Below are 18,419 nucleotides of genomic sequence, written 5' to 3'. Positions count from 1 at the left end.
CGGGACGAATCGGAGACGATCGTGACGAACACCCCCGAGACCGAGGACGACGACAGCCGATACCGATACAAGGATGAAACGCTGTTTACCGGAATCTGCCGGTACCGATGAACGGATGAAACGTCCCCTGGACGGGAACCTGACATCCCGCTCCTACGGTGCCGTGCATGCCACAAACACATGGCCGGATCGGCGGTCACCGCAACAGGATCCGCAGCCGAGCGCGCACCCAGGTCGTCCTGACGACAGCCGTGCTGGCAGCGGGCATGGCGCTGGCCGCGCCCGCCGGAGCCGCCGGGGCCGCGGCGCAGGACGGGGCCGCAGCGAAGGACGGGGCGGCCACCACGAGCCGGGTGGTCGTCCATCCGGAGGCGGTCACGGCCGCGCAGCAGCAGGCCGTCCTGGACTACTGGACCCCCGAGCGGATGGCCGCCCTGACGACGCCGTCGTCCGGCAATCCGCCCAAGAGCGCCCCCGACGGCGCTCCGTGGACCGGTGTCGACACCCTGAGCAGGACGGTGGGCAGGCTCTTCTTCACCAACCACGGTGAGGACGAGAGCTGCACCGCGACCGTCGTGAACAGCGCCAACCGCAGCACCGTCGTCACGGCGGGGCACTGCGTCAACAGCCCGGACCTCCTCGGTGACAACGACGAGTGGCTGTCGAACGAGATGTTCGTCCCGGCGTACCGCGACGGTCTCGCGCCGTACGGCAAGTTCGTCGCCCGCGCCGGGGTCGCCGACGCCACCTGGCTCCTCAACGACCAGCAGAACGCCCTGAAGTACGACGCGTACGACCAGGCGTTCCTGGTCCTGAACACCAACGCCGCAGGCAAACGCGTGCAGGACGCCGTCGGCGCCGCACAGCGCATCGGCTTCGACCGGCCGGGCAACGCCTCCGTCCACGAGTTCGGCTATCCGCGCGAGTCCTCGGGCGATCCCACCCGCGCGGGCCTGCCCGAGTACACCGGGGCCAGGCTCGCCCACTGCGTGGGGCAGACCCGCGAGTACCCCGGCACCGCGGAGCACCCGGAGCCCCGGGGCGAGTGGGGCGCCCCCTGCGTGATGGGCGGCGGCTCCAGCGGCGGTCCCCGCGTCGCCGACTTCGACCCGTCCTCCGGGATCGGCACGGTGGTGGGTGACAACACCCAGGGGGCCTTCTTCGACTCCTCGGGCCGGGTCTGCGACCGCGGCGACGCCGCCTGCACCCGGCACCTGGTCGGCCCGCAGTTCACCTCCGCGATCACGAAGCCGCTGTACAAGGCCGCCGAACGCTCCTGAAGCGTCGGCCGAGCCGTGCTCGAAACGAACCGTACCCAACCGAGATTGGCGACGATGTCCACCACACACCGAGCGTTCCCCCGCAAGTTCGCCGCCGCGGGAGTCCTCCTGCTGAGCGCGACCACGGCGGCCGTGCTGCTGCCGAACACGGCCTTCGCCGCGGAACGGGAATCCGTCACCACGCATTCCGGCGCCACGACCGAACAGGAGCGCAGCCGGATCGATGCCTACTGGACTCCCGAACGGATGAAGCTGGCGGGCGCCATGGTCCCCGAGATCACCCCCGTGCCCGAGGACGACAACACGCCTGACGATCCGCAGCCGCTTCCCCCGAACACGCCGGATCCCGGGGCCACGTGGACGCACGGCGGAGCGGTGAACAAGAGCGTCGGCCGGCTCTTCTTCACCTTCTCCGACGGCTACGACGGCAGTTGCACCGCAACGGTCGTCGCCAGTGCGAACCGCAGCACCGTCATCACGGCGGCGCACTGTCTGCGGGGCGTCGGAGCCGCCGCCACCGACGCGACGTGGACCCACAACCTCTATTTCGTGCCCGGCTACCGCAACGGCACGAAGCCGCTCGGCGGCTTCAGCATCAAGGAGGCGGCCACCTCCTCCCGTTGGGACGCCGATCCGGGGAAGACGACCTCGGCCGATATCGCCGTCGCCGGCTACGACACGGGACTCCTCGTGGCGAACCCTTCGGCCGAGGGTCGACGGATCGCGGACGTCACGGGAAGCCAGCGGATCGCGTTCACCAAGCCCGCCAAGGACGAGTTCATCCACACCTTCGGGTACCCGAAGGACCGGCTCAACAACCCCAGCGCCAAGTACGCCGGATCACGCATGATCCATTGCGCCGGACCGGCCCAGCCCGGCCCCAAGGCCCCTCTGCTGTGGGGTGAGTCCTGCGACATGTCGCACGGGGCGAGCGGCGGCCCCCACCTGGCACAGTTCGACACCCGGACCGGTACCGGCACCGTCGTCGGCGTCACCACCACCACGGACGACCTCGCGGGCGGCCAGACCAACACGCTCTACGCCACGCGCCTCGGCGACAGCGCCCACCGCCTCTACACCTGGGCGCAGGGTCGCACGGCCTGACCTTCCGTCAGTCCCGTGCGGCCGGCCACCGGTACATCGGTGGCCGGCCGCACGGGCGGTGGCGATCAGGGGCTGTGCGACCGGGTGATCGGGAGCGGCACGCCGCCGGGTGGGGCATCAATCGCCTGAAGAGGACATCGCTGCGCGGTCGGACTCACTGCGGAGAACACAGAATTCATTGCCCTCAGGGTCCGCGAGGACGGCCCAGCCGGGGCCATCCGGTTCCCGGCGATCGTCGACGAGGGTGGCCCCGAGCTTCAGCAGTCGCTCGACCTCCTCCTCGCGCGTGGTCTTCGGACGCAGGCACAGGTGAATCCTGTTCTTGATCGTCTTCGGTTCCGGCACCTGGTTGAAGTACAGCAGTGGGCCCTCCGGCAGCACCACCTCGGTTTCCGCTGCACCCGGCTCGGCCTCCGGGTGCGGCGGACAGCCGAGCACCTCACTCCAGAACCGAGCCAGCTCATAGGCGTTCGCACAGTCGATCGCCACATTCTGCAACACCGAGACCATGCCCGAGAGCCTGCCCGAAGCACCGCTCGGTCCGCCACCGGATTGCGGCCGGACGGCGCCGGCACCCGGTCCGGCGGCCCGCACAAAGCGGTTGCCGCCGCCGGTCGGGTTCGGGCGAGGAGCGGGGTGGCGGCCCTCAGCGCCGCCACCCCGTTGGCTTCTCGGCACCGGAGGAGGGGTTCGTTGAGCCAAACCCCACCTTGGGGTGAAGATCAGAACGCGGTGGGTGGTTGGAGGACCAGGTCGAGGACGGTGTCCCAGTGCTCGTCGGGGGCGGTGACGATCACGTAACCGTCCTGGCCGGGGAGTTGGGGGACGAGGGCGCTGCGGCAGCCGTGGCTGTGCAGGACCTCGACGGGGACGCGCTCGCCGTTCAGCCGCACTTCTCCGGTGGTAAGCCCGGAGTCGAGCGGGGCCCAGGGTGCGCGTGGGTCGATGCGGTCGGAGTTGGCGAGGAAGTTGGCGAGTTGGCTCTCCGGGGTGGTCACGGACTTGACCCGGTGGCCGTCCGGGACGGGTCGGGAGGTCTGGACGATCGCGACGAACTCGCGATCCAGGTGGTAGTTCAGGTCGAGGTGGCAGAGGTAGCCGTCGCTGGCCATCCGCCCCAGCAGGACGAACCACCCGGGCGGCGCGTCGCGGAGGACGGCGATCCGCTCGTTCCACTCCTCGGCGGTCTCGCGCGGGGTGGGGAGGTGGAAGGTGCGCGGGCGGTTGCTGCGGAACAAGGGATCCCCCAACTGGCCGTCGAATGCCGGACGTTGACCCAGTACATCATCACCCGCGTTCGACGGGCGGTGCCATCGCCCTGGACATGGGGCGGGATCGGCCTGCAGCGTCGGGCCGATCCCGCCCGACGCTGCACTCAGCCCAACGTCGACCTGCCGCGCGATCGACTGTCGGATGCGGGCTACCGGGTGGCGGCTTTCGCGCGGTCGCGGCAGTGGGCCAGGGCGGGCTTGATGCGGGCGTCGGGGGCGGGGGAGGCGGCGAGCAGTTCGCCGGCGGTGACCAGGGCGGTCCAGTAGTGGGCCGGGTCGCCGGTGGTGGGGCGGGGCCGGGTGGCGGCGAGGGAGAGGAAGGCGGCGGTCAGGTTCCCGGTGACGAACCAGCGGGCCAGCCCGTGCTGGTGGCCGGCGCGGATGCTGCCCAGGGCGTCGATCGCGGCGAGGAACTGGTCGACGATGGCGAGGTCGCGGTCGTCGAGCGTCTTCGGGACGTCGAACACGCCGAGGGCTTCGAGGAGTTCGCCGGTGTCCGCCTCGGAGCCCGGGCGCGGGTCGGCGAGCAGGGCGTCGAAGCAGTCGTCGAGGCGGAGCTGCGTCTCGGCGGCGGGGATGCCGAGGGCGATGCAGACGGCGCGGGCGGAGCGGACCGGTTCGCGGGTGCGGCGGGCCAGGACGGCGTAGGCGTCGGCGGGCGTGGAACCGGTGTCGAACAGGTGCCGGGCGGTGAGGGCGAGTCGCATGGAGAGAGGCACCTTCAGACGGCGAGGACGGTGAGTGTGGAGACGGGGGAGGGCGCGATCAGCGCCCAGACGAACTTGCCGATGCCGCCGGCGCGGGGGCAGCAACCCCACTTCTCGGCCAGTTCGTTGACGAGGAGGACGCCGCGCCCGTGCTCGTCCTCGGGCGCGGGGGAACGGAGGGACGGGCGGCCGGTGCCCGCGTCGTGGACTTCGAGGCGCAGCCGGTCGCCGATGAGGGCGAAGCGGACCTCGATCAGACGGTCGGCGGGGGCGTCGGTGTGCTGGACGGCGTTGGCGAAGAGCTCGCCGAGGAGCAGTTCGGCGATGTCGCAGTAGTGGTCGCCGGTGGGGAGGGCGGCGAGGTAGGCGCGGAGCAGTTGGCGCGCGATGGGCGTGGAGTCCGTGCGGGAGTCCAGGCGGGCCGCGAAGGTGCGGGGGCGGCGGGCGGTACGGGTTTTGAGCATGGCGAGGCACCTCGGGGGCGGACGGGGGAGTGCGAAGGGCGTACGCAATCACGCTACGCATGCAAATGATTGCGTTCTGGTGTCAATAATCGAGGCTGCAGAGGTACGGTGACGCCAAATCAGCGTGCGGGACGCGTGGTGCACAACAGGGGGCAGTGATGACACAGCGGAAGATCAGGCGTGGGACCACGGCGAGCTCCGCGATCATGTTTGGCGAGGAGGTCCGCTATGCACGCGAGTCGGCGGGCTACACGCAGGAGGAGCTGAGCAAGCTCCTGCACTGCGACCGGACGGTGATCTCGCGGACCGAAGGCGGGAAGCGGAAGCCGTCGGTCGAGGAAGTCGAGGAACTGGACCGGTTGTTGAACACCAGCGGCCTGCTGAAGCGGCTGTACGGCAGGGTCGACTGGGCTGCCTCGATCGAGCATCCGGACTGGTTCCAGGAGTATGCGGACCTGGAGGCCATCTCTATCGGGATGCGGGCGTACCAGGACAGCGTGATGTATGGCCTATTGCAGTGCCAGCAGTACGCGCGTGCGATCTTCTCCCTTGGTGATGCAGTCGGCAAGCCGGAGGAGATCGAGGAGCAGACCAGGGCTCGACTCAGTCGTCAGAGCCGCTTTCTCGTGCCGGATGGTCCGTTGTTGCTCGTCATCCTCGACGAGAGCGCCATCCGCACGGTCGTGGGCGGGCCGGGCGTGATGAGGCGTCAGATGGAACATCTCCTGAGAGTGGCCCAGCTCCCGAACATCGTCATTCACGTGGCGCCGTTCTCGCATCGGCGGATTGACATCAAGACGGCTATGGTGTTGCTGGAGCTACCGGACGGACAGCGCTTGGTCTACTCGGAGAGTCTCGATCGAGGGCATCTGAGCGATGATTCCGCCAGTGTGGCCAGGCACCAGCGTCGCTATGATCAGCTCCGTGGCGAATGCCTGTCAGAGTGCGACTCACTTCGGCTGATCGCCGAAGCGCTGGAGGGTTTCAGAGATGATGAGCAACGAGTTCGCCGCGGCAGTTTGGCGCAAGAGCAGCTACAGCAACAGCGACGGCGGCAACTGCATCGAGGCGGCCCTCGGATCCCTGCCCGGCGCCGTCCCAGTGCGTGACTCCAAGGATCCGCACGGCCCGGCCCTTGTTTTCCCCGCCGCCGCCTGGGAAGCCTTCATCGCGGCCGTCCGTTCGGGTGGCTTCCCCGGGTGAGCCAGCGGTAGGAGAGGTGGACCGCGAGGCCCAGCAGGGTCATGACGACCGACGCGGCCAGTGCGACCACGTCGAGTGCGTTCCGGGTCAGTGAGTTCCAGAAGCCGATGCTCGAAGCAAGGGCGGCGACGTCGGTGTGCTGGGGGTCGTACACCACCGTCACGGTGTCACGGGTCTTGATATTGCCGGTGACGTAGGCCAGTTGGGTCTCGACGGACACCCCCTCGGACGTCGTGAACCGCACCCGGCAGTTGGCGTTGCCTGCCGGGTTGTCCCGCGGCCCGCTCACTTCGGCGCATTCGGTGACGACCGCCGGGGTGTGGACGCCGCGACTGCGGAGAGCCGACGTCACGCCCATGTCGTGCGGTATCAGATAGACCAGACTGAGGACGAACAGCAGAACCCCCAGGCCGATCATCGCGAGCGACCCGTTCCGCACGGTCCGACCATGACCCGGCACGTTCTCCATCGGTCCCCCTGGTATCAGTCGAACTGCCCCCGCGCGCTCACGCTAGCCGCACCCGCCGACGCCGGCAGGGCCTCGGAGTGCTGACCGGTCAGTTCCGGTCGCCCGACGACCTCTCGCGAGCAATTTCGAACACTCTGCGTGTTATGCCGATGCGATACGTAACCAGACGGTTACAGTCGCCCGCAGTGCACGGGTAGTCCCTGTTCGACTCAACAGAGGCGGTAGCAGTCATGGCACAAGAACCCCGTATCGACGTATCGCTCACGGCCCTCAAGGAGGGACAGTCCGAGCCCACCAAGGCCGAGTTGGCGGAGATCGCCGGCTCCCTCAAGCCCGAGGTCTGGTTCACCACCGCGCTGTCCGGCGAGGCTGGCGGCCGGGACGCCGACGTCGTCTGGGACCTGCGCGGCGCGCCGTACGAGGGGCGGACGGCGACCGGGCAGGCGGCGGTCTACTACGCCAACCCGAAGCTCGGCCTGCGGAAGCCCTTCCTCTTCGCGGACGGCTTCAACTACGGTCCCAGCGACCTCCCGGGCCTCTTCTCCTACTTCAACACCGTCGCCGACGGCCGGCCGGGCCTCTTCGACCAACTGCTCGCCAAGGGCTACGACATCGTCCTGATCGGCTTCACCGAGCGGCACACCCACATCCAGGCGAACGCCGAGGTCGCGATCGCCGCCATCCAGCGGGCCATCGCCGAGCGCAAGGGCGACGAGCGGCTGACCGTCGGCGGGGTGAGCATGGGCGGCATCATCACCCGCTACGCGCTCGCCAAGCTGGAGTCCGACCCCCAGGGCGACCACCAGACGGCGAACTACCTCTCCTTCGACTCCCCGCACAACGGCGCCTGGATCCCGCTGATCCTCCAGCAGATGGCGTACTTCTTCGAGGACTACACCCCGGCCGGGCCGGACGGCGTCAAGCAGGCCGAGCTGATCCGCAGCCCCGCCGCCCAGCAGCTGCTCTGGGCGTGGGTCGAGAACGCGAAGTACAAGGGCCCGGTGGCCACCGCCAGCGACCTGCGCAAGGAGTTCCTCGCCGACCTCGACCGGGTCGGCAACTTCCCGCGGATCCCGCGCAAGCTCGGCGTCTCCAACGGCCGCCGGGACGGCGTCGGCCTCCCGCTGCCGGCGGGCGAGGTGGCGTTCGACTGGCAGGCCCTGATCGCCAGCGCCACGGCCCGCTTCCAGCCGAACAAGGGCGACAAGGAGCGCATCGGCGGCATGCACCTCGGCCTCGCCGTGCGCCGCAGCACCACCACCGAGGTCCCGGCCCTGGACAGCGTGCCCGGCGGCACCCTGGACTCCTTCGGCAAGGTCGCGACCGCGCTCAAGGCGAAGATCGCCGAGGAGTACCGCAGCGGCACCTTCGTACCGGCCGTCAGCGCGGCGGCGCTGGACTTCGACCCGGTGCAGTGGGACGTCGACCCGGCCGCCGCGATCTCCGATGCCGCCCTGCAGAACGGTCACCTGGACGCCGTCAAGTTCGACGACGCCAACACCGAGCACAGCCACGTCTCCCGCGTGCTGGTCGACTGGATCGTCAAGCAGCTCGCCGGTTGACCCCCGCACCCCCTCCGGCCTGGTTCGGAGCACCCGCGCGGATGGGCTAAGATATTCCTCATCACCCAGATGCGCGGGTGGCGGAATAGGCAGACGCGCTGGATTCAGGTTCCAGTGCCCGAAAGGGCGTGGGGGTTCAACTCCCCCCTCGCGCACATAGGTCCTCGGACCCAATGCGGCCGGTCGAACCGACACTATGTCGGGTCGACCGGCCGTTTTGCTGACCGTGCAGTGCTCTCCCGCCCGATAGCCGAATAGGTGATTGCCGGCTGGTGCCGTACAGTCGGAACCACCGACGCGGGGTGGAGCAGCTCGGTAGCTCGCTGGGCTCATAACCCAGAGGTCGCAGGTTCAAATCCTGTCCCCGCTACTACGAACACTGGGGCCGGCGCACAACGTGCGTCGGCCCCAGTGCTGTTCGGCCATCCGACCAAAACGGCCGGTCAACCCGACACTATGTCGGTCTGACCGGCCTCATTGCTTTGCAGAACGTGATCCGGCCCCCTGCGGCTCGCAGAGGGCCAGATCTGTTGGTGCTGGTCAGGGCGGGTGGGCGCGGTCAGGCCTGTGCGTTGCCCGGCTGGTGGCCCGGGGCGTCGGTGGCGGCGCGCTTGAGAACGGCGGTGTTCGCGGTGACGGTGCCGGGCTTGACCCCGAAGGCCTCGGTGACCTGGACGCTGCGCTCACCCAGGAAGGCGTAGGAGCCGCGGTCGAAGATGATCTCGTCGCGGGAGCCGGTGGCGGTGTTGGTACGGGCGATGGCGATGCCGGTGCGCCCGGCGGCGTCGGTGGCACTGTCGAGAAGGACGACACCGGGGATGCGGGCCGCAGCCTGGTAGAGCGCGGCGGCAAGCTTGCCGGGGACGGCCTGCTCGCGGATCAGGTCGGCGATGGTGACGAACGCCTCCTGGTCCGGCCCGCTGCCGGCTCCCTTGGTCTCGGCGTAGATCTTCCGCAGCAGTTCCTGCGGGTCGGTGGGCAGGGTGCGCAGGTAGTCGTAGGAGGGTGCGTTCAAGTAGGCACCGGTGCCCGATTCGAGTGCCTCGCCGCCTTCCGGGGACTTGCCCTCTTCGGTGAGCCAGCCCGTACGGCCGTCGGCCGAGTGCCAGATCTGCCGCTGGTGGGGCTTCTCGACCCACACCTTCGACGTGCCGCTGCCGGCGTCGACGGTGCCCGCGAGGTGGGAGACGGTGCTTTCGATGTAGACGTACTGCCCCGGGCGCAGGACGAGGTCCGGCGCGGCCTCGGCGGCCAGCGAGATCCGCTCCACCGCGCTGTTCAGACCCGTGGTGGAGCCGGCCACGACCTGGACGACGGGCGCCGCGACGCGCTCGCCCCGCCCGGGGGTCTCCCCCGGGCCGCCGAACGTGGTGACCGCCACGGTGGCGGCGAAGGCGAAGGCCGCCACCGTGGCGGGCACCGCGATCAGCAGCCGCCGACGGCTCCTGGCCCCGGGCCGGGTCGATGCTGCGGGGGTGGGTGCGGGGGTGCGGGTGATCTCGTTCATCAGAAACTCCTCGATCTGGCGCTGCCGGCCGAGCGGGGCGACCGGCGCTCCGGCCGCGGGCAGCAGGTGCTTCAGCTCCGCGTCGTCAAGCGGCTGCTGCCGCTCCGGGGTGCTGGTCATCTGTTCCACTCCTTGTCCGACCGGGCCGGAACCATCCGGCCACCCTGTACTTGTCCGACCGCCCGCAGGGGTTCCCAGCGGTTTTTCGAGGCCGTCCGCAGTTCCTTGTCGGCCAGAGCACGCAGCCGGGTCCGGGCCCTGGAGAGCCTGGAGCGCACGGTGCCGACCGGGATGCCAAGAGCCTCGGCGGCCTCGGGGTAGCTGAGGCCCGCCCACACGCACAGCGAGAACACCTCGCGCTCCCCGCGCCGCAGTTTCTCCAACGCCGCCTTGGCGGCCAGCAGTTGGTCGTGGTCGGCGAGCCGGCCGACCAACTCGTCGGCGAAGTCCGGAGCGGGTTCGGCGAGCGGCATGCGGGCGAGGGCGGCCGCATGCCGGCGGGCGGCCCTGGCCCGGTTGCGCAGCACGTTGACGGTGATGCCCATCAACCACGGGCGAGGAGTGGTCCCCTCGTCGCGGAGCTTGTCCCGCAGACGCCAGGCCTCCAGGAAGACCACCGCCATGACGTCCTCGGCACCGGCCCGGTCACCGCTCACCCGGACCGCGTGCGACAGAACCGCCTGCGCGTGCTCCTGGAACAACTGCCGGAAGGCGCCCGGGTCCCCGGCTCTGATCCGTTCGTGCAGCGAAAAGTCCACACCTCTGGTTGTCCTGCCACCACGGGACGGTTCCGGTGACCTGCGTCACAGACGCGGCCCCACCATGCCCGACCCCTTGGCCGGTTCACCGGTCCCGGCACCGGACGGCCGGACACCATCAACCGCTCGCAGGTCGTCGAGGTCCGCAACCAGCTGTCCGCCGCCGACTTCGTCGTCACGCCGGCCGCGCTGCGCCCCGAGCGCGACGGCCCGGGCACGGCGTACTCCGAGCACGCACTGGACGTCGTCGCCACCGCCGGTCTCCTCGCCCGCGCCGGGGTCGGTCACCTGGAGGCGTTCACCACCGAGGTCGAGAACACCATCCCGCACCGCTGCTCGCCGGTCACCGACCTGGTGCTGCGCGATGCCGACGCGGTCGCGGAAGCGGTGCAAAGTCTTGTTTCGCCAGAACAAGACCAATCGTCTGATTTTAGATGAGTATCTATGCGGATAGAGATCGGCTGATCACCGAAATAAGCTTTCTGCTGACCGAAGGTTGTCGGGAGGGGAAAGCAGTGGGCGATCTCAAGGTTGACCCGGGAGAGATCTACAAGTCCGCAGGTGTGGCGCGGGCTATCGGCGAGGACTTCGCCAAGCCTTGTCAGGCAGCCGTTACTGCCAGTCAGACGGCTGTCAGTCAGCTGACGGGTTGGTCGGTGGCCGCGCGGCTCGGCCAGGTGGCGGGTGGCTGGGCGCCCGTGTTGTCGGGCGTCGGTGACCGTCTCAAGAAGACGGCCGACAACCTCACCGCCACGGCGCAGGCCTACACGAACAACGAGCACGCCAACGTCGAGGTCTGGCAGAAGCAGAAGATCGGCGAGGCATGGGAGAAGCCGGGCCAGTGAGCAACGACTTTGAGCTGCTGCTCAGCTTCGACCCGACTGGGCTGCATGACGCTGCCAAGGCGTGGCGCGAGCTGTCCAACGGGGCCCAGTCCGCCGACAACAGACATCGCAGCCAGGTCAACGGACCGCTGCGACACTCGAATTGGACAGGGGAGGACGCGAAACAGGCGTTCTACGCCTTGGGCCGGACCGAGCAGATCCTGGAGATCGTGCGGGTCGAGTCCGGCACTGTCGCACTCACTCTGGACACCGTCGCCAACCGGATCTACCAGGCGCAGACCAATCTGAAGAACGCCGTGCACCGCGCGGAGGAGTGGGGCCTGACCGTCGGCTCCGACGGGACAGTGAATCTGCCGCCGCTGAGCAAGGGTGAGCAGAACGACCCAGAGGCCAGATCCGACCCCCAACGCAAGGCGCTGGCCACTCTGCGGGGGGACGCGCAGGACTGGATCAGCAAAGCGTTAGCCGATGCGAAGGAGGCGAACGACCAGGGAGAGCGTGCCCTTGGCCGCCTCGATGCCGACATCCTGACCCGGCCGCGGGTGTTCGGCTCCACCGCCGAGACCGCCACCGATGTGAAGGACGTGGCGAAGGACCTCGGCCTCGCCGATCCGTACGTCCCTGAGAACAAGGACCCGCAGAAGTCCGCCGACTGGTGGAAGTCGCTGACCCCTGAGCAGCAGAGCAGCTACCTCGCGCTCTACCCGGACAAGGTCGGAGGACTGGACGGCCTGCCCGCGACGGTCCGGGACGAGGCGAACCGGCTGGCCCTCGACCAGGAGCTGGACGGGTTGCAGGCTGGTAACGCGCGCGGAAGCGGCATGACGGCCGACGAGTACAACACCCGCGAGCAGAATCTGATGAAGCTCAAGGAACAGCTCGACCAGCACGACAGCGCAGCCGAGGACAAGCAGTTGTTCCTGCTTGGGTTCGATGCCAAGGCCTACGACGGCGACGGTAAGGCGATCATCGCCATGGGAAACCCCGATACCGCGGACCACACCGCCGTCATGGTGCCGGGAACAGGGACGACGATCGCCAGCACGGGGGGCCAGCTTGAGCGCATCAATGACATGCAGGAGTCCGCGAAGAGGGCGGCAAAGGGGACGAACGAGAAGGTGTCGGTGATCTCGTGGCTCGGGTACGACGCTCCTGAGATCCCGCTCATGCAAGAGGCGAACGTTGCCGTTGCTGGCACGACCCGGGCCGAGGACGGAGCCGAGGCCTTGCGGAAGTTCACCCAGGGCACCCGGGTCGCCCAGGGCGACCACCACAGTCATCTCTCGGTCTTCAGCCACAGCTACGGGACGACGCTCGTCGGTGCGGCCGCCGCAGGTGGGAACGGACTGGGTGCCGACGACATCGTCGCCATCGCGAGTCCCGGAATGACCGTGCAGCGCGCCGACCAACTGCACATCGACCCGAGCCACTTCTGGACCGGCAGGGCGGCGGACGACCCGATCGAACTCGCCGCGGGGCTGAGTCTCGGCGACGACCCGATGATCGACCGGTTCGGCGGGAACAACTTCCAGACCGACACGTCCGGGCACAGCGGGTACTGGACTGCCGGCAGCAAGAGCCTCGAGAACCAGGGCCGCATCATCGTCGACGTGCCGCCGACCACCGCTCCCAAGGAGCACGACAGCCCACCGCCTCCCCCGTGACCGCTGGAGCCGGGCCGACCACGGCCCGGCTGTACCGGTCCTCACCCTGTCCCGGCCGCAAGGATTCCACTGTGCCGTTCCACTTGCCACGACTCGCTGCACGCCCTCGCGGAGCCCGACGCCTGGGTGCCGCCGTGATAGCGCTCTGCCTGCCCCTGATTCTCGGAGGATGCATGTCCACGCCCGGTCCCAACGATCCGCTCCCCGTCAAGGCTCGCCAGGACGCGCAGGACTGGGCCCAGCACATGACCGAGTACATGGCGCAGACCGCCGGAGCCGCCCTCGACGCCGGCAGCGCCGAGCCGGTCTTCAGCAACTGTGTCGGCAAACACGACGAGGTCCGGGAGGACGGCCGGTACAAGCTGTCGTACGCGGTCTACAGTTCCGCCCCGCTCGAACAGCACCCCGAGGCTGTCCGCAAGGTCCGCGCGATGCTCGAACAGCAGGGCTTCAAGATTGACGGCTACCGGGAAACCATCGACGGAAAGGTGAACACAGTCCTCGACGCATCCCAGGAATCGAGCCAATACCTGGTCACGGTCGAGACCACGAAGGGAGGACTTCTCCTTTTCCTGGTCAAAACCCCCTGCCTGATGCCCCCCACAACGGCAGAAACTCCTCACTGACACGCAGCATCCATAGGGGCATTGGAAGCATCAAGTCGCATAGCAAGGTGGATCGGCAGGTTCGTCCGATCCTTCACCGTAGTGAACGGCAGTGGCTCCACGAGCCGCGAGAAGACAGGGGTGGGAACGGGACCGATCAGACGGAACCGGCCGTCCCCACACCCCGCTGTCCGCGGGGTCTGGGGACGGATCCGCAATGATCACCGTCGCTGCCGATCCGATGGGTGATCAGTTCGGTGTCGTCGGCAGTGCTCGCGTTCCGTACGTGCCGGCACAGGCGCTCCGCTCCCGGGCCGGCGACGGCTCCAGCCCGGCCGGGCGCACGGCGTACCGCGCCTACGTCGAGGCGGCTTCCGTCGGGAGCAGGCGCGTCACCATGGCGTCGATCAGGGCGTCCAGCCGGTGCGGGGTGAGGAGTTCCGGGACGGTCAGGTCGTCGACGATCAGCCCCAGCATGGCCAGGTAGAGCAGGACCACGCCGGTGCGGTCGCCGGGCAGGCCGGAACCCAGGTGGAAGTCGATGTTGGCGTCGAGCTCGGCGGTGAAGAAGCGCGTCAGCTCCGCGTGGAGTTCGGGACGCCGGGTGGCCTCCAGGCGCAGTTCGAGCATGGCCAGATGCGTGCTGCGTTCGCGGCGCATGCGGTCGACGAGCTGCAGCATCAGGGCTCTGACCAGCTCAGGTGAGGGACCGGCGTTCATCGTGTCGGCCAGCTCGGCCGGATCCGGGGTCAGGCGCTCGCGGGTGCGTCCCATGACCTGGGCCAGCATGTCGGCGCGGTTGGCGAAGTAGTTGGACGTCGTCCCGGTGGGCACGGCCGCCTCCTTGTCGACGGCGCGCAGAGTCAGGCCCCGGGAGCCCTCGCGGGCGAGGACCTCGATGGCGGCGTCGAGCAAGGCGGTGCGGCGGGCCGGGTTCTGACGCATCGGCATCTCCTCGGAAACTCGTTGACATCACTGCGCTTGCAGTACTACGTTCAAACCACTTCAACCACAGTACATCACGGGGGGCCGAGCAGGCTCGGGCCCACCGCGTTGTCGCAGGGAAGAGAGACCGGATGCGCAAGCTCACCTACTACGTCGCTGCCAGCCTCGACGGCTACATCGCCGCACCGGACGGTAGTTGCGACTTCCTGCCCTTCGAGGGGGAGATCCGGGAGGTGATCCTCGCCGAGTATCCCGAGACGATCCCGACGCACGCCCGCGGGCCGCTCGGCGTGACCGCCACCCCGCACCGGCACTTCGACACCGTGATCATGGGGCGCGGCACGTACGAGCCGGCCCTGGAAATAGGCATCACCAGCCCCTACGCCCACCTGGAGCAGTACGTCGTCTCCCGCACCCTGACCTCCACCGATCCGCAGGTGGAGATCGTCGCCGAGGACCCGGTCGCACGGGTACGCGACCTGAAGGCGCGCAGCGGCATGGACATCTGGCTCGCCGGCGGCGGCAAGCTCGCCGCCGCGCTCCGCGACGAGATCGACGAACTGGTCATCAAGCGCAATCCGGTCGTCATCGGGTCCGGCATTCCGCTGTTCGACGGCCCGTTCGCTCCCACCGGCTTCCTGCAGACCGCCCGTCGCGACTTCGACTCCGGCGTCAGCCTCGTCGCCTACGCGAGGAGGTGACGCGAGAGCACTCGGTCACGTGCCGGCGGGCCGTCCCGTCCCGTCGGCGACAAGGCGGTCCAGCCATTCCCCCAGCAGATGCCGCTCCGCGCTGCTGAGGGCCGTCTGTTCCGGCAGTGCGGCGCGCAGGGCGCGGGCGGCGCCTGCCGGGCCCGCGTCCTGCACGGCCGGCTGTCGGTCGGTGACGGCGGCGACCATGGACTCCCGCAGCGTGGTCAACAGGGCGGGGTCGCGCCGGCTCTCGGGCAGGGACAGCCAGGTGAGCACCGCGCCGCGGGCCGTGGCGTGGATGATCTGGGCCGCGAGTTCCTCGTCGACGCGGAGCCAGCCGCCGGCGGCGAGGCGGTGGATGCGGCCCGTCAGGATCTCCAGGCCGGCCCTGAATGCGGGCGAGGCGGCTCTCGCGGGCTCGCTGTACATCAGTGTGTAGAGCGCGGGATTGGCCAGCCCGAACTCGACCGCGACGTCCCAGCCGGCTCTCAGGTCCTCGATGGGGTCCTGCGGGTCGGGGTCGACGCGCTTGCTGGCGAGGAACGCGGCGAAGCCGTGCTCGGCCACCGCGTCGAGCAGCCCGTCCTTGTCCCCGAACAGCCGGTAGATGGCCGGCGGTTGCAGGCCCGCCGCATCGGCGACCGCGCGTGTGGTGACCGCCTCCCGGCCCCCGCGCGTCAGTAGGCCGATGGCGGCCTCGACGACCCGCTGCCTGGTCTGTTCGCGGCCGGTGGCCGCCGCGTCGGTGGCGTTGCTCCCGCTCGGTGCACGTGATGGCATGTATCAATGATACCGCATGGTCGATTCCATCGTTATTATCGATGGTACGGTCTTTGTGGTTCCACTGGAAACAAGCGTGGAGGAGCAGCGCATGTCCGACCGGCTGCGGATCGTCGCACTGGAAGAGCACGTCGTCCTGCCCGCGATCACGGCGGCGTGGTCGCGGGCCGGGGTGCCGGAGCTGCCGAACCTGGGGTTCGGCGACAGTCCCGTCGCGCGGCGACTGCGTGACACCGCGGAGACGAGGCTCGCGCACATGGACGACCAGGGAGTCGACGTGGCGGTGCTGTCGATCTCGTCACCGGGGGTGCAGAACCTGCCCGACGCGGATGCGGTCGCCGTGGCCCGCGACACCAACGACCAGCTCGCGGAGATCGTGGCCGCCCGTCCCGACCGGTTCCAGGCGTTCGCGGCGATCCCGACGCAGTCGCCGTCGGCCGCGGCCGCGGAGCTGGAACGGGCGGTCGCCGAGCTGGGCTTCCCGGGCGCCATGCTCTACGGGCGCACCGGGTCCAGGCTCGCCGACGACCCCGGGTACGACGAGTTGTACGCCGCGGCGGAGCGGCTCCGGGTGCCCCTCCACTTCCACCCGCAGATGCCCGTGCAGGCGGTGGTGGACGCCTACTACTCGAACATCGGTCCCATCGGGACGGCGCTGGCGGGGCCCGCGATCGGCTGGTACTACGACCTGGGCGTGCAGTACCTGCGGATGATCTTCTCCGGCGTCTTCGACCGGTTCCCCGACCTCCAGGTGATCGCCGGCCACTGGGGCGAGGTCGTGCTCTTCTACCTCGACCACACCGGGTTCTTCGCCGAGGCCGGCGGCCTGGCCCGCCCGCTCGCCGACTCCTTCAGGCAGAACTTCTGGGTCGCCGGCAGCGGCACCGTCAGCCCTCGCTACCTCCGCTGGACGGCCGAGGTCGTGGGGACCGAACGGATGCTGTACTCCACCGACTACCCCTTCACCTACGGGTCCCGCCCCGCCGGCTTCCCCTTCGTGGACACCAGCGCCGGCGTCGCCCGGTCCTTCCTGGAGGATGCCCCCTTCACCGACGAGCAGAAGGCCGACATCGCGCACCGCAACTGGGAACACCTCACGTCCCGCACCACCAACGGGTTCGTGAAGAGGACGGTGTGACTCCCGAGCACTCCCGAGCACTCCCGAGCACTTCCGAGCGGGGAGGCAGCACCTGAACGACGAGAACGCGGGCGCCCCGTCGGCCCGTCCTGACGCGGCGAGCGGACCGGTGTCAGAAGGCGTTCAGGGCGGCTTCGATCAGTGTCGCCACCGGCACGAGCGCCTGTCGCTGCGTCAAACCGTCCTGGATCACGTTCTGGTACACGACGGCGAAGCTCCGGCCCCGCACGGTGTCGCTGACGAGGATCCCCTCCGACAGCGCGGTCTGGAGGGTCTGCAACGAGCCGATGCCGACCTTGCCGTGGGTGGCGACGAACTGTCCACCGGGGGGCCGGATCGGTGGAACGGTGGATACGAAGAACCTCCCGGCCCGCGCCATGAGGGCCTTCATGTCTTCGCTGCTCGTCGGCCCGACGAGCTTGTCGTCCGCGAGCAGGGTCAGCAGTCTCACGAGCTGCCGCCTACAGGACGGGCTGGGTGGCCTCCAGGCGCCGGATCGCGGTGCGAACGGCGGTCGTGAAGCTCCAGAAGAGCGGCAGGGTGTTGGTGGCCCGTTCGGCCCGGGTGTTCTTGCCCGCGGCGAACATCGCGGCGCGCAGGTCGGTGGTCATCTCCAGCTGGGCGCCCATGCCGAGCAGGCTGCGGTTGCAGATGTTCTCCGGGGAGACGCCGGCGATCTCCTCCTCGCCGGAGGCGGTCACCGCGCGGATGCCCGCCGCACTGAACTCCTCCATCAGGTACTGGCGGAAGGTGGCGTTGAGGCCGCCCACGAGCACCGCCTGGGCCCCGGTCTCCAGGCCGGCCTGGGCGGCGGTGCAACCGTGCAGGGACACGACGTTGAGGCTGCCGCCGCACATCGTGCGGGCCGTCATGTCGTCGCAGTGGGTCGAAGTGACGTGCAGGGCACTGTTGTTGGAGGAGCGCAGGCCCTCGAACATCCAGAAGTCGTGCACCGGGCCGACGGCCGGGGTGGGGGTGAGGTCGGCCGGGTGGTAGCCGGCGATGGCCAGGCACAGCTCGGAGGTGCCGACCTCGATGCCACCGCCGTGCGGCGCGATGACGGTGGTTCGGACGAGCGCCGCGCGGGTCTCCGAGACCTGGTCGTCGACCAGGTGCCGACGGGAGCGGCGGCCGTAGTCCACCCCTTCGACCAGGGACGGGTTCGAGTAGAGCGCCGTGTTGGAGGCGTAGGCGTCCGCGGCGTACGCGGTGGTGCCCCGCAGGGTGAGGCCGATGGAGGTGAGGGCCGGGGCGGCGGCGAGCGCGGCCATCATGGTGCGGCGGTTCATCACGGTTCGGGATCCTGGCAGGAAGTGCGGATCCTGGCAAGCAATCCCCCCTCCAAAAATACTGATGACAGAGGCATGAAATGGACATATGGTGATGACCTTGGGTGACTGTCGCCTTGTTCACACTTGGTCAGTT

22 protein-coding genes and 2 tRNA genes are annotated in these 18,419 nt (G+C 69.2%); 12 read left to right on the top strand and 12 right to left on the bottom strand.

Going from position 1 to position 18,419, the window contains the following annotated elements:
- Positions 1–167 precede the first annotated feature (167 nt).
- On the top strand, positions 168–1,280 hold the full coding sequence (locus ACIO5E_RS21790) for a trypsin-like serine peptidase (RefSeq protein WP_400670235.1): 1,113 nt from the start codon (positions 168–170) through the stop codon (positions 1,278–1,280).
- 54 nt (positions 1,281–1,334) lie between these two features.
- Positions 1,335–2,384, top strand: a complete 1,050-nt coding sequence (locus tag ACIO5E_RS21785) for a trypsin-like serine peptidase (protein ID WP_400670232.1) — start codon at positions 1,335–1,337, stop codon at positions 2,382–2,384.
- Positions 2,385–2,501: 117 nt separating this feature from the next.
- Here the strand turns inward: ACIO5E_RS21785 and ACIO5E_RS21780 are convergent, their stop codons facing one another.
- The 4 genes from ACIO5E_RS21780 to ACIO5E_RS21765 all read right to left on the bottom strand — a co-directional run bounded on the left by ACIO5E_RS21780 (position 2,502) and on the right by ACIO5E_RS21765 (position 4,826).
- Positions 2,502–2,894, bottom strand: coding sequence for a VOC family protein (locus ACIO5E_RS21780; protein WP_400670229.1), 393 nt, complete (start codon positions 2,892–2,894; stop codon positions 2,502–2,504).
- A 212-nt stretch (positions 2,895–3,106) separates the two neighbouring features.
- A complete protein-coding gene (locus ACIO5E_RS21775; RefSeq protein WP_400670226.1) occupies positions 3,107–3,622 on the bottom strand; it encodes a hypothetical protein in 516 nt (171 codons plus the stop codon).
- A gap of 182 nt (positions 3,623–3,804) precedes the next feature.
- A complete protein-coding gene (locus ACIO5E_RS21770; RefSeq protein WP_400670224.1) occupies positions 3,805–4,362 on the bottom strand; it encodes a hypothetical protein in 558 nt (185 codons plus the stop codon).
- A 14-nt stretch (positions 4,363–4,376) separates the two neighbouring features.
- Entirely contained in the window at positions 4,377–4,826 is a 450-nt protein-coding gene (locus ACIO5E_RS21765; protein WP_400670222.1) for an ATP-binding protein, read from the bottom strand.
- Between the two features lie 158 nt (positions 4,827–4,984).
- Between ACIO5E_RS21765 and ACIO5E_RS21760 the strand changes: the two genes are divergently transcribed.
- Both ACIO5E_RS21760 and ACIO5E_RS21755 read left to right on the top strand, forming a co-directional pair.
- On the top strand, positions 4,985–5,935 hold the full coding sequence (locus tag ACIO5E_RS21760; protein ID WP_400670220.1) for a Scr1 family TA system antitoxin-like transcriptional regulator: 951 nt from the start codon (positions 4,985–4,987) through the stop codon (positions 5,933–5,935).
- Complete coding sequence (locus ACIO5E_RS21755; protein WP_400670357.1) at positions 5,889–6,029, top strand: DUF397 domain-containing protein; 141 nt, start codon at positions 5,889–5,891, stop codon at positions 6,027–6,029. Before ACIO5E_RS21760 ends, ACIO5E_RS21755 begins: the two co-directional genes overlap by 47 nt.
- Here the strand turns inward: ACIO5E_RS21755 and ACIO5E_RS21750 are convergent.
- Positions 5,992–6,468 (bottom strand): DUF3592 domain-containing protein, encoded by a 477-nt coding sequence (locus ACIO5E_RS21750; RefSeq protein WP_400670218.1) that lies wholly within the window; start codon positions 6,466–6,468, stop codon positions 5,992–5,994. The two genes, ACIO5E_RS21755 and ACIO5E_RS21750, sit on opposite strands and share 38 nt — an antisense overlap.
- Before the next feature lie 260 nt (positions 6,469–6,728).
- On the opposite strand from ACIO5E_RS21750, the gene ACIO5E_RS21745 reads away from it, so the two are divergent.
- The 3 genes from ACIO5E_RS21745 to ACIO5E_RS21735 all read left to right on the top strand — a co-directional run bounded on the left by ACIO5E_RS21745 (position 6,729) and on the right by ACIO5E_RS21735 (position 8,430).
- Positions 6,729–8,060, top strand: a complete 1,332-nt coding sequence (locus tag ACIO5E_RS21745; RefSeq protein ID WP_400670216.1) for a hypothetical protein — start codon at positions 6,729–6,731, stop codon at positions 8,058–8,060.
- A gap of 71 nt (positions 8,061–8,131) precedes the next feature.
- Positions 8,132–8,215: transfer RNA gene (locus ACIO5E_RS21740), tRNA-Leu, on the top strand.
- Between the two features lie 141 nt (positions 8,216–8,356).
- Positions 8,357–8,430: transfer RNA gene (locus tag ACIO5E_RS21735), tRNA-Met, on the top strand.
- Between the two features lie 189 nt (positions 8,431–8,619).
- On the opposite strand, the gene ACIO5E_RS21730 is transcribed toward ACIO5E_RS21735, so the two are convergent.
- From ACIO5E_RS21730 to ACIO5E_RS21720, 3 genes are read right to left on the bottom strand one after another with little or no spacing between them, the layout of a single operon-like run.
- Entirely contained in the window at positions 8,620–9,687 is a 1,068-nt protein-coding gene (locus tag ACIO5E_RS21730) for a CU044_5270 family protein (protein WP_400670214.1), read from the bottom strand.
- Positions 9,684–10,325 carry an RNA polymerase sigma factor gene (locus tag ACIO5E_RS21725; protein ID WP_400670212.1) on the bottom strand — a complete coding sequence of 214 codons (642 nt, stop codon included), beginning with the start codon at positions 10,323–10,325 and terminating at the stop codon, positions 9,684–9,686. Before ACIO5E_RS21725 ends, ACIO5E_RS21730 begins: the two co-directional genes overlap by 4 nt.
- Positions 10,326–10,370: 45 nt before the next feature.
- Positions 10,371–10,745: a hypothetical protein gene (locus tag ACIO5E_RS21720; protein WP_400670209.1), complete on the bottom strand. Its 375-nt coding sequence runs from the start codon at positions 10,743–10,745 to the stop codon at positions 10,371–10,373.
- A gap of 14 nt (positions 10,746–10,759) precedes the next feature.
- Here ACIO5E_RS21720 and ACIO5E_RS21715 point away from each other — a divergent pair, with 14 nt between their 5' ends.
- The 3 genes from ACIO5E_RS21715 (at position 10,760) to ACIO5E_RS21705 (ending at position 13,460) form a co-directional block, all read left to right on the top strand.
- On the top strand, positions 10,760–11,170 hold the full coding sequence (locus ACIO5E_RS21715) for a hypothetical protein (protein WP_400670207.1): 411 nt from the start codon (positions 10,760–10,762) through the stop codon (positions 11,168–11,170).
- Positions 11,167–12,834 carry an alpha/beta hydrolase gene (locus tag ACIO5E_RS21710; protein ID WP_400670204.1) on the top strand — a complete coding sequence of 556 codons (1,668 nt, stop codon included), beginning with the start codon at positions 11,167–11,169 and terminating at the stop codon, positions 12,832–12,834. Before ACIO5E_RS21715 ends, ACIO5E_RS21710 begins: the two co-directional genes overlap by 4 nt.
- Positions 12,835–13,007: 173 nt before the next feature.
- Positions 13,008–13,460 (top strand): hypothetical protein, encoded by a 453-nt coding sequence (locus ACIO5E_RS21705; RefSeq protein ID WP_400670201.1) that lies wholly within the window; start codon positions 13,008–13,010, stop codon positions 13,458–13,460.
- Between the two features lie 336 nt (positions 13,461–13,796).
- Here ACIO5E_RS21705 and ACIO5E_RS21700 read toward each other — a convergent pair whose 3' ends face one another.
- On the bottom strand, positions 13,797–14,384 hold the full coding sequence (locus tag ACIO5E_RS21700) for a TetR/AcrR family transcriptional regulator (RefSeq protein ID WP_400670199.1): 588 nt from the start codon (positions 14,382–14,384) through the stop codon (positions 13,797–13,799).
- Positions 14,385–14,515: 131 nt separating this feature from the next.
- On the opposite strand from ACIO5E_RS21700, the gene ACIO5E_RS21695 reads away from it, so the two are divergent.
- Positions 14,516–15,085 (top strand): dihydrofolate reductase family protein, encoded by a 570-nt coding sequence (locus ACIO5E_RS21695; protein ID WP_400670197.1) that lies wholly within the window; start codon positions 14,516–14,518, stop codon positions 15,083–15,085.
- 15 nt (positions 15,086–15,100) lie between these two features.
- On the opposite strand, the gene ACIO5E_RS21690 is transcribed toward ACIO5E_RS21695, so the two are convergent.
- Positions 15,101–15,856 carry a TetR/AcrR family transcriptional regulator gene (locus ACIO5E_RS21690; protein ID WP_400670195.1) on the bottom strand — a complete coding sequence of 252 codons (756 nt, stop codon included), beginning with the start codon at positions 15,854–15,856 and terminating at the stop codon, positions 15,101–15,103.
- 91 nt (positions 15,857–15,947) lie between these two features.
- On the opposite strand from ACIO5E_RS21690, the gene ACIO5E_RS21685 reads away from it, so the two are divergent.
- Positions 15,948–16,994 (top strand): amidohydrolase family protein, encoded by a 1,047-nt coding sequence (locus ACIO5E_RS21685; protein WP_400670194.1) that lies wholly within the window; start codon positions 15,948–15,950, stop codon positions 16,992–16,994.
- Between the two features lie 112 nt (positions 16,995–17,106).
- Here the strand turns inward: ACIO5E_RS21685 and ACIO5E_RS21680 are convergent, their stop codons facing one another.
- Together ACIO5E_RS21680 and ACIO5E_RS21675 are read right to left on the bottom strand one after the other, a co-directional pair.
- Complete coding sequence (locus ACIO5E_RS21680) at positions 17,107–17,445, bottom strand: hypothetical protein (protein WP_400670191.1); 339 nt, start codon at positions 17,443–17,445, stop codon at positions 17,107–17,109.
- A gap of 10 nt (positions 17,446–17,455) precedes the next feature.
- On the bottom strand, positions 17,456–18,283 hold the full coding sequence (locus ACIO5E_RS21675) for a poly-gamma-glutamate hydrolase family protein (protein WP_400670189.1): 828 nt from the start codon (positions 18,281–18,283) through the stop codon (positions 17,456–17,458).
- Positions 18,284–18,419 lie beyond the last annotated feature (136 nt).

This window comes from Kitasatospora sp. NPDC087314, from assembly GCF_044744365.1.
Classification (GTDB): Bacteria; Actinomycetota; Actinomycetes; order Streptomycetales; family Streptomycetaceae; genus Kitasatospora.
The sequence above is the reverse complement of the archived record's forward strand: the minus strand, read 5'-3'. Positions and strand labels throughout refer to the sequence as shown.